The organism is Gaoshiqia sediminis (assembly GCF_025907915.1).
In the GTDB taxonomy this organism is placed as follows: Bacteria; Bacteroidota; Bacteroidia; order Bacteroidales; family Prolixibacteraceae; genus Gaoshiqia; species Gaoshiqia sediminis.
Genome location: NZ_JAPAAF010000004.1, coordinates 1 through 16130, shown reverse-complemented (window position 1 = coordinate 16130; position 16130 = coordinate 1). Strand labels below are relative to the sequence as shown.

Below are 16130 nucleotides of genomic sequence, written 5' to 3'. Positions count from 1 at the left end.
CGGCATGGTGATATGCACTCACCGCAAACTTTATTCATAAATCATAAATCAGTTATCATGTTGAATAAAACCATACGTTTTTTCCTCGAAAATAAACTGGTTACTTTTTTAGTACTGACCATTTTTATTAGCTGGGGGATCGTTAATTCCCCGTTTGGATGGGATACGGGGATTCTCCCATCCGATCCGGTGCCGGTTGATGCCATACCAGACATTGGCGAGAACCAGCAGATTGTATATACCGAGTGGCCGGGACGTAGTCCTCAGGACATTGAGGACCAAATCTCCTACCCGCTCACCACCTCTCTTTTGGGGATTCCCGGCGTAAAAACCATTCGCAGTAATTCGATCTTTGGCTTGTCCAGTATCTATATCATTTTTGATGAGGATGTAGAATTTTACTGGAGCCGGACACGAATTCTGGAAAAACTCAATTCGCTGCCGGCCGGAACCTTGCCTGAAGATGTCACTCCGGCGCTCGGCCCTGACGCTACCGCTCTGGGGCAAGTTTATTGGTATACGCTGGAAGGAAGAGATAAGGAGGGCAATCCGGCCGGGGGCTGGGATCCCCACGAGCTGAGGACTATTCAGGATTTTTATGTCCGCTACTCATTGACCTCTGCCAAAGGGGTGGCAGAAGTAGCCTCCATCGGTGGATTTGTTAAAGAGTACCAGATCGATATCGATCCCAATGCCATGAAAGCCCATGGGGTAAACGTTGCACAGATCATAGCAGCAGTAAAAAACAGCAATCTCGATATTGGAGCCCGCACCCTTGAATTTAACCGGGTAGAGTATCTGATCCGGGCTTTGGGCTATATTAAAAACCTGGAAGACCTGGAGAAAAGTGTCGTTGCTGTCCGGAACAATGTCCCCATACGCCTTTCTGACGTGGCGAAAATAAACTTTGGACCAGCTACCCGACGTGGTGGTTTGGATAAAGGTGGCGCTGAAGCTGTCGGAGGTGTTGTAGTTGCAAGATACGGCGCAAATCCGCTGGAAGCGATTGACAATGTAAAAGCTAAAATAGCAGAAGTATCTCCGGGATTACCTTCAAAAACATTAAACGATGGAACCGTATCTAAAGTGACCATCGTTCCGTTTTACGACCGGACAGGGTTGATTAAAGAAACACTCGGAACGCTTGAAGAAGCAATCACACTTGAGCTGCTGATCAGTATCCTGGTTGTTATTGTACTGGTGCTGAACCTGCGGGCTTCATTTCTGATCTCCAGTTTGCTGCCAATAGGGGTTCTGATCACCTTCATCACCATGCGGCAGTTTGGAGTTGATGCGAATATTGTTGCTTTGTCAGGTATTGCTATTGCCATTGGGGTAATGGTGGATGTCGGGGTGGTGTTCACCGAAAATATCATCCGGCATTTGGATTTGCCGGAAAATAATGGTGCCAAGGGGAGACATCTGCTTAATACAGTCTATGAAGCGACCATTGAAGTAGCGGGAGCCGTGATTACTGCCCTGGCGACAACCATTGTTAGTTTCCTGCCGGTGTTTGCGATGGAGGCTGCGGAAGGGAAATTGTTTAAACCGCTGGCTTTCACCAAAACCTTTACGATGCTATCGGCTTTAGTTATCGGACTGATCATCATACCTACATTGGCAAACTTGATCTTTTCGATTCGTTTCGATAAAAACAAGTATAAAAAATACTGGAGTATTTTGCTCATTGCGGCAGGACTGATGCTATCGTTTACGACCGGTTATTATATTGCACTGGCTTTGTCGGCCTTCGGAGCTAATGGTTTGTTTGAGGACAAATGTCAGAAATCAAAGATTAACTGGCCCAATGTAATTAACATTGTAATTACGGTAATTGTAGTCGTGTTCTTTTTAACTAAAGCATGGATGCCTCTTGGAGCCCAAAATTCATTGTTTGCCAATTTCTTATTTGTTATCGCCATTGTCGCAGTTATCCTTGGGGCCATGTCATTGTTTGTCCTGTTTTACCCCGACATATTGCGCTGGTGTCTCGAATACAAATGGACGTTTTTATCGGCCCCGATTTTGATCGTACTATTTGGGATCACAACCTGGCAGGGCTTCGATAACGTTTTAGGTTTTATGCCCGGCTTCATCAAAAACACAGGCGTATATCAAAATTTAGACCGGCACGCCCCTGGTATCGGCAAAGAATTTATGCCTTCCCTGGATGAAGGATCTTTCCTGTTGATGCCCACGACCATGCCCCATTCCGGTATTCAGGAAAACCTGGAGATGATTGCCCTGCTGGATAAAAAGCTGAATGATATTCCGGAGGTCGAAAGTGTTGTCGGAAAATGGGGGCGGGTGAATTCAGCACTCGACCCGGCGCCAACATCAATGTATGAGAACGTGATCAATTATAAATCAGAATATATTCTGGATGAGGATGGTCATCGCATGCGCTTTAAGGTGAATAAAGATGATGCATTTGTTCTTCAAGACGGTTCCGTTTACAATCCGAAAGAAGACGGATTCCGGTTGATTGGGAAAGAAAATCTGATTGGAGACAAAAACGGAGAATATTTTCGACAATGGCGTGATCAAATCAAATCACCCGATGATATTTGGAACGAGATCATTCAAAAAGCTACAATCCCGGGATTGACGTCAGCTCCAAAATTACAACCAATTCAAACGCGGTTGGTAATGTTGCAAACCGGCATGCGGGCTCCCATGGGGATTAAAGTCTTCGGTCCCAACTTGGAAAGCATTGAAAAGGTAGGCTTTGAGCTCGAAAAATTGTTAAAAGAAGTGGAAGGCGTTCAGGGAATGTCCGTATTTGCTGACCGGGTTGTGGGGAAACCGTATCTGGAAATGGAAATAAACCGGGATGCCATTGCCCGGTACGGATTGACCGTTCAAAGCCTGCAAATGGTGCTGAGCAGCGCTGTTGGCGGAATGAAACTGACTTCTACCGTTGAAGGACGTGAACGTTTTCCCGTTCGGTTGCGATATGCCCGAGAATACCGGGACAATCCTGAGGACTTGAAAAAAATCCTGATCCCTACCCCGACAGGCGCCCAGATTCCGTTGGGAGAACTGGTAACCATCCATTATACCCGGGGTCCACAATTAATCAAGAGCGAGAATACCTTTCTGGTTGGCTACGTCATTTTTGATAAAAAAGACGGTTATGCCGAAGTGGACGTCGTTGAAAATGCCCAGACATTCCTGAAAGATAAAATGGATCAGGGTGACTTTGAACTGCCTGCCGGTGTCAGTTATGTGTTTACCGGAAACTACGAAAACCAGATCCGCGCAACCAAACGCCTGATGATCGTTGTGCCCGTTTCGTTGATCATCATTTTCCTGATCCTTTATTTCCAGTTCCGTTCGGTAACTTCAACTTCGCTCATCTTTACGGGCATCATTGTTGCCCTTTCGGGAGGTTTCATCATGTTGTGGCTGTATGGACAACCCTGGTTTATGAATGGCACGCTGGCCGGTACAAATCTCCGGGATTTGTTTCAGGTGCACACCATCAACCTCAGTGTGGCGGTTTGGGTCGGGTTCATTGCCCTGTTTGGAGTTGCCACCGACGACGGGGTACTCATTAGCACCTACATCCAACAATTGCAGGAGAAACACCGGCCCCAGACGATCAAAGATTTGCGGGCAATGGTACTTGAAGCCGGTTCGAAACGGGTACGCCCCGCTATTATGACCACGGCCACCACCATCATCGCCCTGCTCCCGGTGCTTACCTCAACCGGCAAAGGTTCAGATATTATGGTCCCCATGGCCATACCGCTGGTTGGGGGCATGACCATTGAAGTGCTGACCATGTTGGTTGTACCGGTACTTTATAGTATGTGGCAGGAAGGGAGAATTAAAGCCTCCCCTAACCCCTCCAACGGAGGGGAACCAGAGGATAAACTATAAAAGGATAGAATCATGAAGAATAAATATAAAATAATCTTTGCATTACTGATGTTACTGATTTCTTCAGTGATTTCAGCACAAGATGAATTAAACAGGTACCTTGGGATTACTGCGGAGAATAATCCAGAGCTCAAGGCCCGGTTTAATGAATACATGGCAGCCCTTGAAGTTGCCCCGCAGGTAAAAGCCCTGCCTGACCCGCAGCTTGCTTTTGGCTATTTTATCCAACCAGTTGAAACGCGTGTGGGACCGCAGCAATTTAAGTTGTCCGCTTCGCAAATGTTCCCATGGTTCGGAACGCTCAAAGCCAAAGAAAATGTGGCGATACAAACTGCCAAGGCAAAATACGAGTTGTTTGAAGAATCCAAATCCAAGCTGTTCAATACGGTCAGGAACAACTATTTCAACCTGTATTTTAACCAGAAGGCCATAGCGATCACAATGGAGAACCTGGATATTCTTCAGGTTTTCAGAAAGCTGGCCATCATCAAGGTTGAGGCCGGTCTGGTTTCGTCAGTAGACGAATATCGCATTTCAATGGAAATTAACGATTTGGAGAACCAGTTGGCCTTACTAAAAGATCAACAGCTTGTACTCACGATAGCATTCAACAACCTGTTAAATATTGACGGGCAAGCGCCGGTGGATGTTCCGGATCAATTGTGGACAGACGATTTCCCGCTGAATAAGCAGGCAGCGCTCGATTCAATTGTTCAAAAGAACCACCAGTTGCTGGGAATCGACCTGCAGCAGGAAGCGCTTCAATATAAAAAAGAGGTGGCACGGCTGATGGAAAAACCAAGTTTTAAAATCGGGCTGGATTATACCATCGTCGGAAAAGGGGAAAATAACATGGTCGGAACCGACGCTTTCTTGTTTCCCTCGGTTGGGGTGACCATTCCATTATATCGCAACAAGTACAAAGCTATGGTGCAGGAAGTCGCCTACCTGGAAACTGCCAAAGCTTCCGAAAAAGCTGATAAAACCAACATGCTGGAAACACTTTTCGAAATAAATTGGAAAGATTACCAGGATGCTGTCCGGAGGTTAAGCCTGTATGAAAAACAACTTGAACTGGCCCAAAAATCATTAACGCTGTTGGAAACTGATTATTCTACCGGAAATAAAAACTTTGAAGAGATTTTACGAATGGATCGGAAGGTTCTGAAGTATAACCTTGAACTGGAAAAAGCCAGGACAGATAAACAGGCATCTATTTCATTTATCAATTATCTAATGGGCAAATAAAATATCTAGTACAATGAAAAATTTGATCAATTACATAAAAGAAAACTACAAGTTGGTAGTTGGAACGTTAATATTAGGACTTTTCCTTGGGTGGTTGTTTTTCCATTCAGGAGGAGGATCTAATGCTACAAGGGTGGAGCTGGAAGGGCACGAGGGGCACAATCATAAATCGGAAGAAGCAACTGTTTGGACCTGCTCCATGCACCCGCAAATCAAACAGGACAAACCCGGCGATTGCCCTATCTGCGGGATGGACCTGATCCCGATGTCATCCTTGAAATCCGATGGCGACAATGTAAACCCCAATGAGATTGCCATGAGCGAATCAGCTGCTAAGCTGGCCGAGATACAAACGGTGATTGTTACTAAAGGAAAACCTCAAAAAGATATTTTTTTGCAGGGCAAAGTCCATGCTGATGAGCGGAATATTGCAGAACTGACAGCCAGGTTTGGCGGGCGAATCGAAAAGTTGTTTATCAACTTTACCGGACAGCAGGTAAAAAAAGGTGAAAAGCTGGCAACAATCTATTCTCCGGGCCTGGTTACTGCACAGCGTGAATTGCTGGAAGCCATTTCATTTAAGGACACTCGACCCTCGCTTTACGCCGCAGCCCGTGGTAAATTAAAACTTTGGGACCTGACAGATGAACAAATTGCAACGATAGAAGAGCATGGGGAACCACAGCTTTATTTCGATGTGCTATCGCCAATTTCGGGAACGGTAATGATGCGGCACGTCGCTTTAGGTGATTATATCAAGGAAGGGATACCCTTGTTTAAAGTCATTGACCTTTCAAAAGTATGGGTGATGTTTGACGCCTATGAAAGCGATCTCCCTTGGGTCAAATTGGGCGATAAGATGGAAATCTCGGTGCCAGCCTTGCCAGGCCAACACTTCGAAGCAAAGGTGAGCTATATCGATCCCTTCATCGATGCTGCCAGCCGGGTTGCCAAGGTGCGGGTGGAACTTTCAAATAAGAAAGAGCAACTAAAACCGGAGATGTTTGCAAACGGTATTGTTGAACCCAATACAGCTGAAAAAAGCAATGAAATCCTGATCCCTAAATCTTCCATTCTTTGGACCGGAAAACGGGCAGTTGTTTACGTGAAAGTAACCCAGCGGGAAACCCCGACTTTCCTTTATCGGGAGATTGATTTAGGACCGGAAGCAGGAGCTTTTTATGTCGTGGCTGATGGCCTTCAGGCTGGAGAAGAAATAGCGGTGAACGGCGTATTTAAAATTGATGCGGCAGCCCAGTTGCAAGGCCTGCCAAGTATGATGAATCCGGATGGCGGAGTTGTTTCAACAGGGCATAATCATGGCGGTCGACCCATGTCGCAAAAAGAGATCGAAAAAATGGAAAAAGAACCGCAACACTTCAATGTAAAAGAGGATTTTAAAAAGCAGCTAACAAAGGTGTACGAAAAATACCTGATCATGAAAGATGCGTTTGTGTCTTCCGATGCTCATAAAGTTATGAAAGCCGCTGCGGATTTAGAAGGTGCTTTAGCTATCGTTGATATGGGATTGTTAAAAGGCGATGCCCATATGGTCTGGATGGAGCAACTAACGACTTTGGAGAACACAATCAGTTCCATTGGCAAACTTTCCGATATTGAAAAACAACGGACCGAATTCGCCAACTTCAATTTGGCATTCTACAAAAGTTTAAAAGCTTTTGGGTTAAATGATGCTACCGCATATTACCAATACTGCCCGATGGCCAACCGCGACAAGGGTGCCTATTGGTTCAGCGACTCTGAAGAAATACGCAACCCCTATTTTGGGGAGGATATGCTTACCTGCGGGGAAGTTCGCGAAACGATCCGCGACGGGAAACCGGTATCGGATGTGGACGAAACAACTGGTCCGGACACAAGTGAAGATCACCGGCATTAATCACAACAATTGTTTATTAACCACTTAAAATTCAAAAAGATGAAAACAAAAGTAATGCTACTGGCAGCCCTGATCATGATGGGCACAGGAGTTCTTTCAGCAAAAGAAAAGACCGAAAAATTCAAGGTGTACGGAAACTGCAGTATGTGTGAAAAACGCATCGAAAAGGCTGCATCGTCGGTTGAAGGCGTTTCAAAAGCCGACTGGAACAAGGAAACCAAGCTAATTGAGGTAACGCTGGACGACAGCAAAACCGACATGCACAAAGTGCACATGGCCATTTCCAACGCTGGACACGACACTGACCTGCACCAAGCAAAAGACGAAGTTTACAATAAACTTCCCGGATGCTGCAAGTACGACCGGGCAAAGGCTGCCCCGAAAGCAGCAGAAGAGCACAAACACTGATTTGTAAATAAGAAACTAAAACAGAGGCTTCCCTCTTTCATTTTACGGAAGGTGGGAGTCTCCTTCTCTGATGGGATCAAAATGCAAATCATGGCAAAAACTGTATCTTCGCACCTAACCAAATTCATCTGTAATGAAACCCGTTGTCCTCATTTTGCTTCTCCTGACTGGTACCCTCCCGGCCTTCGCCCAAACAGAAACGCCACATCCGGTAGTAAAAACCGGCTGGAATTTCGGCGCCCTGCCCGCGGTGACGTTCGACACAGACCTGGGCATCCAGTACGGAGGCTTTGTCAACCTGTTCCATTACGGCGATGGCAGCCGCTACCCGGCCTACAACCATTCGTTATACTTCGAGGTTTCGCGCTACACTAAGGGCAGCAGCGTGTACCGCTTCAATTACGACTCAGACCGGCTGATCCGTGGGTTGCAAACCTCCTTCGACTTGAGTTACCTGACCGACATGGCCTACGACTTTTACGGATTTAACGGCTACGACGCGGTTTACAACGAAAGCTGGACCGACGAGGACGCCCCGGATTACGTTACCCGCCTGTTTTACAAATACGACCGTAAACTTTTTCGCTGGAAAGTGAATCTGCAAGGCAAGCTCACCAACGAAAACTTCCGCTGGATTGCCGGTATCAACCTGCTGAATTTTCAAACCGGCCACCTCAACCTGAAAAAGCTTAATAAAGGGAAAGACGAAAAAGACCTTTTGCCTGAAGTTGACAACCTGTACGATAAGTATGTGGATTGGGGAATCATTTCGACGGAAGAGGCCAACGGCGGTTTTGTACCCACCTTCAAGGCCGGTTTGGTTTACGACACGCGCGACTTCCGGCCCAACCCGATGCAAGGCGTTTGGACAGAGGCCGTAATGGAGGCTTCGCCGGAAATTTTGGGTGCCGGAAGCTCCTTTTCGCAGCTTAGCCTCACCCACCGGCAATATTTCACGCTCATTCCCAACGACCTGTCGTTTGCCTGCCGACTGGCCTGGCAAACCACGCTGGGCGGTGATGTGCCGTTCTATTACCGGTCGCAGATCATCACCTCCATCATGAAAGGCTCTACTTCCGAAGGGCTGGGCGGCTCAAAAACTCTGCGCGGGATACTTCGCAACCGGGTAGTAGGCGACGGTGTGCTTCTGGGGAACACCGAACTGCGCTGGAAATTCAAGCGCTTTCAATACCGCAACAACAACTTTTACATGGGGCTGAATGGTTTTGCCGACTTTGGCCGGGTAACAAAAAAGGTGAAGGTGGAGCCCAACAGCGATCTTTTCACCGAATTCAGTTTGGCCAACAATCCGGCCAACTATTTTGATGCCGGGGCCGAAAAATTGCACCTCACCTACGGGGCCGGCTTACGGGTCGTGATGAACGAAAATTTCATCGTCGCTTTTGACTACGGCTTGGCTGCTGACAAACGGGACGGGAATTCTGGCTTTTACATGGGTCTGAATTATTTATTCTGATGCGAAATCAATCCCTCCTCCTCCAAAATTGACCGGATCTTTTCAAAAGTGCTTTCCATATCGCTATCCAGGCCAACTGAAAAACGCACCAATCCTTCCGAAAGGCCCATTCTGTGCTGCACGTCTTTAGGTACTTCCGAAGATGTGCTATGCCCCGAACAACTAAACAGGGTTTTGAAGTACCCAAGGCTGACCGCCAGGTAACCAACCCGCTGTGACTGCATTTTATTCATCACTGCATAAGCTTTAGAAACCGTCCCCAGATCGATGGCCAACATGCCTCCAAACCCAAAGTCAGGGTGCATCAGCCGCTTGTGCAACTCGTGCTGCGGATGTTTGGGCAGTCCGGGATAAATGACCGGGACGCCCAGCTCGTCCAGATTTTCGGCCAGAAACAAGGCATTTTTGCTATGCTGCTTCATGCGTAAATGCAGCGTGTGCAGGTTTTTCAGGACAGACGATGAGCGCAGGGGATCAAGCACAGGCCCAAGCAACATGGCCGTACCATCGTTCACATTCGACAGCTCGTTGATAAACTGATTGCTTCCGCAAATGGCCCCGGCCACACAATCGTTTTTCCCGTTGATAAATTTGGTCATGCTGTACACCACAATGTCGGCGCCCAGCCGTGCCGGGGCCATAATCATCGGGGTAAACGTATTGTCCACCATCAACTTCACGCCGAACTTACGGGCAATCCGGGCCAACTCCGGAATATCAGAAACCTGCAGCAAGGGATTGGTCACGCTTTCGGTATAAATCACCTTGGTGGTTGGGCGGATGGCCGCCTCAACGCTTTTCAAATCAGTAATATTGACAAAGGTGACCTCAATCTGAAACTTCTTCAGATAGTTTTTCAAAAAGGCGAAGGTGCCACCGTAAGTAGTCACGCTGGTCACAATATGGTCGCCGGTGCTGCAAAGCTGTAACAGCGCACAGGTGATGGCAGCCATGCCCGAAGCGGTCACCCAGGCTGCCTCAGTATCTTCCATGGCAGCCAACGCATTAGAGAGAAACTTATTGCTGGGATTCCAGTGGCGTGAGTACAAAAAGCAACCTTCCAGGTGCCCTAAAAACGTTTCTTCCATATCTTCTCCATGCTGAAACGTGTATGTTGACGAATCGGTGATGGATGGGTTGACACCGCCAAATTCGTCTTGCTGGCGCAACAACTGGATGCGGGAAGCCGGATCAAAAGGGTTCATAACGTCTTGGTTTAATTTGACTTCAAGTTAAACGCTTCGCCAAGAAAAAATGATGATTTTCACCCAGCAACCAGATGAGTTGACTATGTTCTTCAACCTGAGAGCATTCTTTGGAAAGAAAATAGTACATGAGTATATAAGTGCATAAGTACGCAGTATCTGCCGATCCGCTAAGCGGTTTGAAACCGCTTAGCGGAAACAACCACGATAGAAGACAATCGAAAACGGTGGAAGTCAATTAGTCTCTGTTTCCAGCTGTTTTCAATCTCATTCATCCTTACTTTAAATAAGAGTTTAAACTTTCAAATCACTTCTACCTCACTTTCATTTAGGCACTAGGTGCCCCCATCAAAACCCCTTCAGTAAAAAAGCCAAAGCTATGCCCAGGTAGTTGCCAAAAGCATAGCCTAAAATGCCCACTGTCAGCCCCGAAATGATAACATCTTTATTTTTCAGGGCGCCGGCCACTACCGGCACAAAAGGCGGCGAATAGGTTAGCGCCGTGATGGTGATGATCGTTGTATCCGAATCTACCCGGAACAGCCACGACAAAAACACATGCACCAGCATGGAGCCGAACACAGACAGCATGACATAAAAAAACAAGTTTAGGAATTCGATGCTGAACATGCTCCGCAAATCGCCCATACTGGCAACGATCAGCGAAAACACAATGATAAAATACATACCGAACTGAAACGTTTTTTCCAACCGGTTAACTGCCCGCACCATACTTGCCGCCAGGCTGAATGTAGTGATGGAAAGTATGGCAACTGTTGTTTGCGCCGATTCAGGAAACAGCAGCCCCAGACCACCACCAGCAGCAGCAATCAAAACCGACAAACCAAAGGCTATTACTAATTTTGGGATTCCTTTTTCTGTCAGCATACCCCGGTAATTGTCAATATCTTCTTGCTCCAAACGGATTTGTTCATGGACCAATTCGCGATGCGAATCGGAAAAGCGGGGCAGGAACAAATTAAACAGCCGCTGCGCCGAGGTGAGCAGAAAAATCAGGCAAAAAGCGCCCAATACCATATCGTACGTATTGGTCAGAATATACTGGTTGGGCTCCACATTCAACGCGGTGCTGATGGCAGCGAGGTTGGGCGCGCCGCCGGTATAAATGCCGATCAGCATCCCGGCCACCTTCCAGCCTTCCATAATCTGCTTCCCAAACAAAAAATAGCCGGCCACAACCACAACCAATAAGGATGACAATCCCAACAGCAACGAGAACATGGCCCCTTTGGCCAAGCGCAGCCAGCGTTTCAGGTTGAGCGAAAACAGCAGCAGCGGAATGGCCAGCGGGATGACCACATTCAACAAAGTATGCTGAAGGCCGGCAATCTGATTGACAAGCAGATCGGAGCCAGGAATTAGACCCTGCTCCGCATACGTCATCAATTCGTCTGAAGGAAGGCAGGTGTTCCCGGCCAGAATTTCTCGAAAAGCAGCGGAAGCATTAGGCAGAATTCCCACATTTCCAAACACCAGGCCGGTTACATAAGCTATCACCACAGCTCCAATCTTTTGAATTGTTTTAGACAGATGGGTCAACCAGATAATGACTACCGGAATAAGAAAATATAATAACACCAACAGAACAATAATCAGCATACAATTCGTTTTACTCACCTAACACAATACATATCAGCCTTTAAACGAAACTCAATTCCCGTTTGGCAAAATCCGCCGGATCTTAATATTCATATACGCAAAAAATATGGACATCAGCGGACTGATCAGGTTGAAAAAGCAATAGGGCAGATAATCGAAGGTAGCCACTCCCAGCACGCGTGACTGGGTGGCCCCGCAGGTATTCCACGGAATCAGCACAGAAGTCATGGTCCCCGCATCCTCCAGTGTCCGGCTCAGCAACTCGGGTTTCAGGCCTTTGTCCTCGTAACTTTTGCGGAACATGCGCCCGGGCACCACAATCGAAATATACTGGTCGGAAGCTGTGGCGTTGAAAAACACACAAGTTACCACGGTCGAACTAACCAATGAACCAGTTGAGTTCGCCCACTTGATAATGGGACTTGTCAGACGCGCCAGCAAGCCCCCTGCTTCCATGATTCCGCCAAAAACCATGGCCGACAAAATCAGCCAAACCGTGTCGAGCATCCCCCGCATACCGCTGGTCGAAAGTAGTTCATTCACATCCTCATCGGGCGTAACAATGGCCACATCGCCAAACATGGCCTGCATAAAACCGATGTAGGAGGCCTTCGCATAATTGGGCAGATTCCCGGCAAGCTCCTGTATGATATGAGGTTGAAAAACGACAGCAAAAACTCCGCCCATTAAAGTCCCAATCATCAACGAGGGGATGGCCGGCACTTTCAAAATAATGATGCCCAACAGTACAACCGGCACTAAAAATAACCAGGGGGATGTATTGAAAGCGCCGTCAACGGCCGATTTCACATTATCCACATCAATAACGGCATGACCAAAATCGTATCGAAAGCCAATCACCGCAAAAATCACCAGGGTCAGGATCAAGCTGGGTGTGGTGGTATAAACCATGTAACGGATATGGGTAAACAGATCCGTGCCTGCCATGGCTGGCGCCAGGTTGGTGGTATCGCTCAGCGGCGATATTTTGTCGCCAAAGTAGGACCCCGAAATGATGGCACCGGCCACAACCGCTTCATTCATACCAATTGCCTTACCGATTCCAAGCAGAGCTACCCCAATGGTGGCAATGGTTGACCATGAACTGCCGGTAGCCATCGAAACAACAGCGCTTACTATCACCGCAGTCACCAAAAACAAACGCGGGTTAATCATGTCTAATCCATAGTAAATAAGGGCTGGCACCACCCCACTGATCAGCCAGGTTCCGGCCAGCGAGCCAATCAACAACAGGATAAGCATCGATGGCATGGCCGACCCAATGGTGGCCACCACTTTTTTGATCGTGTGTTCCCACTTTTGTCCGTTTCTCCGAACGATAATACCAGCCACCGTTGCTGCCAGCAACAGGGCCATTTGGTTTGATCCGGCGAGCGTATCATCAAAAAACAACACATTCAGCGACAGCAACAATACCAAAATCAAAATGGGCAACAAGGCTTCAACAAAATAAGGCTCTCTGTTCATGAAATCAATTTACAAAATCGTTATAATATTTCGCCGGATATAGCGATTTAGCGAAGATAGTTTTACTTTTAGTTTTTCAATCACGTAATGACATGCCCGGAAGAAAAATACTTTTAGCGTTGTTTGCTGTTGCAGTGGTTCTGCTGCTGGTTGCCCAGGACAAGAATAAATTCATTGTAAACGGACGGCTTACCTCCGACGATGGAAAAACCGACGGAGCCACTATTTCGGTATCGAAAGACGGCGGTACAGAAAAAACGGTAGTCCCGGCCAAAAGCGGCAAATTTGATTTCGAATTTGATTATAACCACGAATACCGGATTACCTTCAACCGGGAAGGTTTTTTCCAGAAAATTGTTATCATTTCCACTTTTGTCCCCGATGAAGTACTTAAAAATAACGACCGGTTCCCTCCCCTGCCTTTTGTGCTGAACCTGTTCAAGGAAGTGGACGAAATTGATAAAACATTCACGATCAAGCCCGTTGCCCGTATATTTTACAATGCCCGAATCGATAATTTTGATGCCGAAATTTACTTTTCGGACACCCAACTGCGCGAACAAATCCAGGAAGCCATCCAGCAAAACCTGGCGCTGGCAGCCGAACGAAAAACCATCAGCAAGGCTGACGAACTGGAACATGCCGCTCTGGAAAAAGCTTACGATGAAGCCATTGCCGATGCCGATGCCTTTTATCACAAAAATGAATTTCAGCTGGCCATCGACAAATTCCGCGAGGCATTGAACCTGTTTCCCGACCGCCCTTACCCAAGAGACCGGATTGCTGAACTCCAGGATGTGCTGGCTGCCCTGGAATTGACCGAGGACGTGGAAAAGAGTTACCGGGAAGCCATCGCCGAAGGCAACCGCCTTTTTACCGAAACCCGTTATGATGGAGCTGTTGCTGCGTATCAGCGCGCCTTAGACATAAAAGCCAACGACAAATACGCCCGCGACCGTCTGAACGAATCCAACCGACTCCTGGTCCAGCAGCAGACCCAACTTCGATATAATGAACTGATTGCGCAGGCCGACCAGCAATTTAACGCAAACGCCCTGCAACCGGCCCGCGACTTGTACATCCAGGCAAAAACCGTACTTCCCGACGAAGCCTATCCCACCCAACAGATCAACAGGATCGACCGGCAATTAAAGCAAAACCAGGAACTGGAGCGGCTGCTCACCGAAGCCAACAATGCGTTCGAAAACCAACAATACATGCAGGCGAAATTGCGCTATCAGGATGTATTGCAAATTCGGGCTGACCACGTCAGGGCAAAAAACCGATTGGCCGAAATCGATCAAATCCTGAAGCAACAAGCCACCGACCAGCAATATGCTTCGGCCATTACCCTGGCCGACCAGGCGTATGCGCAAAAACAGTTCGGACAAGCCAAAACCGGCTACCAGCAAGCGCTGGAACTGAAACCGGAAGAAAACTACCCCAAAAACCAACTGGCCCGTATCGATGCCGAGCAGAACCGTCTCCGCGAACAGGCCGAATCCATCGAGAAAGCCTACCTGGAAGCCATGCAACAGGGAACAACAGAACTTGAGAGGGAAGCCTTCGATGCAGCCAGGCAAGCCTTCGTTCAGGCAAAAGATATAAAACCCGAAGAGCAGCTGCCCGACGAGATGATTGCCCGGGTTGATTCACTTCAGCGGGCCAAAGAACTGGCAGCGGTCGAAGCCTTGGCCCGTGAACAACAGCAAAAAGAATTGAATGAAAAATACCTGGCCGCCATTGCCGAAGGCGACCGGCTGTTTCAAGCAGAATCCTGGCAACAGGCAAAAACAGCCTATCAAACGGCCAACTCATTAAAGCCCGCCGAAACTTATCCTCCGGCACAAATCCAGGCTATCGACAGCAAACTAGCTCAGATAACCCGGCAAACCGGGGCATACAACGCGGCTATTGCTGCTGCCGACCAGTTCTTTCAGCAACAGGGTTACGCCGAAGCTGCGACCAAATACGAAGAAGCGCTGCTGTATTTTCCCGATGAGAGGTATCCGAAAATGCAAATTCTGCGCATCAACGAGATACTTGCCCAACAAGTAGCAGCCCAGAAGCTCAACGAAGCCTATCAAGCTAAAATCAAGGAAGCTGATGAATTTTTTGCTCAAGCAAATTTCCGGCAGGCAAAAACAGCCTATACCACTGCGTCGGGATTAAAACCGGCCGAGCAATATCCCAAAGATAAAATCCGGGAGATTGATGAGAAGCTACAGCAAATGGCGAATGAAGAGGCCGCACAAGCAAAACTGGAAGCCAGCTACCGGCAAGCTATCGCCCAGGCTGATCAGCAGTTTGGCCAGCAGGAATGGCAACCCGCCAAAGCATCCTACCAATCAGCTATCGGTTTTAAACCAGACGAAGCTTACCCAAAACAACGCATCGAAGAAATTGACCGCCAACTGGCCCTGCTGGCACAGGTTGAACTGCAACGACGTCAACAAGCGCAGGCCGACTCCCTGGCACGGGCACAGCTCGAAGCCAGCTACCGGCAGGCCATTGCCCAGGCTGATCGGCAGTTCAATCAGCAGGAATGGCAACCAGCCAAAACATCCTACCAAACTGCGCTCGGGCTGAAATCAAATGAAGCTTACCCAAAACAGCGCATCGAAGAAATTGACCGCCGACTGGCCCTATTGGCACAAGCCGAGCGGGAGCGAAAACAGCAGGCACAAGCCGATTCGCTGGCGCAGGCACAGCTCGAAGCCAGCTACCGGCAGGCTATCGACCAGGCTGATAGGCAGTTCAATCAGCAGGAATGGCAACCCGCCAAAGCATCCTACCAAACTGCGCTCGGGCTGAAACCGAACGAAGCCTACCCAAAACAGCGCGTCGAAGAAATCGACCGTCAGCTGGACCTGCTGGCACAGGCTGAACTGCAACGACG

Annotated in this window: 9 protein-coding genes; 6 read left to right on the top strand and 3 right to left on the bottom strand. The window is 48.0% G+C overall.

Translation table 11 applies throughout. The annotated features are described in order from the left end of the window. Positions 1–57: 57 nt before the first annotated feature. The 5 genes from N2K84_RS04105 to omp85 all read left to right on the top strand — a co-directional run bounded on the left by N2K84_RS04105 (position 58) and on the right by omp85 (position 8918). Complete coding sequence (locus N2K84_RS04105; protein WP_282590509.1) at positions 58–3885, top strand: efflux RND transporter permease subunit; 3828 nt, start codon at positions 58–60, stop codon at positions 3883–3885. A 12-nt stretch (positions 3886–3897) separates the two neighbouring features. Next, positions 3898–5133 (top strand): TolC family protein, encoded by a 1236-nt coding sequence (locus N2K84_RS04100; RefSeq protein WP_282590508.1) that lies wholly within the window; start codon positions 3898–3900, stop codon positions 5131–5133. Between the two features lie 13 nt (positions 5134–5146). Then, entirely contained in the window at positions 5147–7033 is a 1887-nt protein-coding gene (locus N2K84_RS04095; RefSeq protein WP_282590507.1) for an efflux RND transporter periplasmic adaptor subunit, read from the top strand. A gap of 39 nt (positions 7034–7072) precedes the next feature. Next, positions 7073–7441: a heavy-metal-associated domain-containing protein gene (locus tag N2K84_RS04090; protein WP_282590506.1), complete on the top strand. Its 369-nt coding sequence runs from the start codon at positions 7073–7075 to the stop codon at positions 7439–7441. Positions 7442–7574: 133 nt separating this feature from the next. After that, positions 7575–8918, top strand: a complete 1344-nt coding sequence (gene omp85 / locus N2K84_RS04085) for an Omp85 family outer membrane protein (RefSeq protein WP_282590505.1) — start codon at positions 7575–7577, stop codon at positions 8916–8918. On the opposite strand, the gene N2K84_RS04080 is transcribed toward omp85, so the two are convergent. The 3 genes from N2K84_RS04080 to nhaC all read right to left on the bottom strand — a co-directional run bounded on the left by N2K84_RS04080 (position 8906) and on the right by nhaC (position 13231). Continuing rightward, a complete protein-coding gene (locus tag N2K84_RS04080; protein WP_282590504.1) occupies positions 8906–10123 on the bottom strand; it encodes an aminotransferase class I/II-fold pyridoxal phosphate-dependent enzyme in 1218 nt (405 codons plus the stop codon). The genes omp85 and N2K84_RS04080 overlap by 13 nt on opposite strands. Positions 10124–10471: 348 nt before the next feature. Beyond that, positions 10472–11743, bottom strand: a complete 1272-nt coding sequence (locus N2K84_RS04075; protein ID WP_282590503.1) for a DUF819 family protein — start codon at positions 11741–11743, stop codon at positions 10472–10474. A gap of 51 nt (positions 11744–11794) precedes the next feature. Then, positions 11795–13231, bottom strand: coding sequence for a Na+/H+ antiporter NhaC (gene nhaC, locus N2K84_RS04070; protein ID WP_282590502.1), 1437 nt, complete (start codon positions 13229–13231; stop codon positions 11795–11797). Between the two features lie 92 nt (positions 13232–13323). On the opposite strand from nhaC, the gene N2K84_RS04065 reads away from it, so the two are divergent. Continuing rightward, positions 13324–16130 (top strand): hypothetical protein (locus N2K84_RS04065; protein ID WP_282590501.1); only part of this gene is annotated, 2807 nt, incomplete at its 3' end.

Coding starts and splice junctions, on each gene's coding strand:
- N2K84_RS04095 (WP_282590507.1), top strand. CDS start 5,147: ATGAAAAATTTGATCAATTACATAAAAGAAAACTACAAGTTGGTAGTT.
- N2K84_RS04105 (WP_282590509.1), top strand. CDS start 58: ATGTTGAATAAAACCATACGTTTTTTCCTCGAAAATAAACTGGTTACT.
- nhaC (WP_282590502.1), bottom strand. CDS start 13,231: ATGAACAGAGAGCCTTATTTTGTTGAAGCCTTGTTGCCCATTTTGATT.
- N2K84_RS04080 (WP_282590504.1), bottom strand. CDS start 10,123: ATGAACCCTTTTGATCCGGCTTCCCGCATCCAGTTGTTGCGCCAGCAA.
- omp85 (WP_282590505.1), top strand. CDS start 7,575: ATGAAACCCGTTGTCCTCATTTTGCTTCTCCTGACTGGTACCCTCCCG.
- N2K84_RS04100 (WP_282590508.1), top strand. CDS start 3,898: ATGAAGAATAAATATAAAATAATCTTTGCATTACTGATGTTACTGATT.
- N2K84_RS04075 (WP_282590503.1), bottom strand. CDS start 11,743: ATGCTGATTATTGTTCTGTTGGTGTTATTATATTTTCTTATTCCGGTA.
- N2K84_RS04090 (WP_282590506.1), top strand. CDS start 7,073: ATGAAAACAAAAGTAATGCTACTGGCAGCCCTGATCATGATGGGCACA.